Source organism: Psychrobacter sp. 1U2 (assembly GCF_051847575.1).
The window spans coordinates 1-960 of the sequence record NZ_JBPYDC010000579.1 but is presented as its reverse complement, the minus strand read 5'-3'; the positions used below and the strand labels follow the sequence as shown (position 1 = coordinate 960).

The following is a 960-nucleotide window of genomic DNA, read 5'->3' as shown; positions in this document are numbered from 1 at the left end:
ACGTCAATGTTATTGCCTTATACCAAGACGGTAAATCTACTGAACACTTAGATGAAGGAATGGAAGGTGTCGTCATCATTGATCGCACACCATTTTATGCTGAGGGCGGCGGGCAAGTTGGCGAGCTTGGCGAAATTCGTACGACAACAGGGGTGTTTGAAGTACAAGATACTAAAAAGTCTGGACAAGCTATTATTCACTATGGTGTCGTAAATATGGGCCGCGTTAGTGTGCAGCAAACGGCGGACGCGCACGTGCTTTCTGATGTTCGTGCCGCTAGTGCCAAAAACCATTCTGCCACGCACCTATTGCATGCAGCATTAAAAGTGGTATTGGGCGATGAGGTTGCACAAAAAGGTTCGCTGGTATCAAGCGATGTATTACGTTTTGATTTTGCTTATGACAAGCCCGTCAGTAGCGCTGAAATCATGCGCGTAGAACGTTTAGTCAATGAACAAATACAAGCTAACGCACCTGCTTGTATTGAGAATATGCCCATCGATGAAGCCATGCAAAAAGGCGCAGTCGCGCTGTTTGGTGAAAAGTATGGTAGTGACGTTCGGGTCTTAACTATGGGCACAGAAAGTATCGTTGATGGACAGCGTCAGCCCTTCTCTATCGAGCTATGTGGTGGCCTTCATGTACAGCGTACCGGTGATATCGGTGCCTTCAAAATTGTCAGTGAGTCTGGTATTGCCGCAGGTATTCGCCGGATCGAAGCCGTTACTGGCATGGGCGCGATAAAATACATCCAACAAAACGATCAGCAGTTGAGCACTTTAGCCTCCCAGCTCAAAGTCAAACGCCCTGAAGTTGCACAGCGTGTACGTACCATGGCTGACAAGCAGCGCGACTTAGAAAAACAACTGGAGCGTCTGCAACAAAAAATGGCCAGTGCTCAAGCGGCCAGCTTACTAGACGATGTACAGACCATTGCAGGCACGCCAGTATTAATTAGTA

General features: G+C 47.7%; 1 protein-coding gene. It reads left to right on the top strand.

The features are described 5' to 3' along the window. Positions 1–960: alanine--tRNA ligase-related protein (locus ACS8FD_RS17390; protein ID WP_439276770.1), on the top strand; the 960-nt coding region annotated here is incomplete at both ends.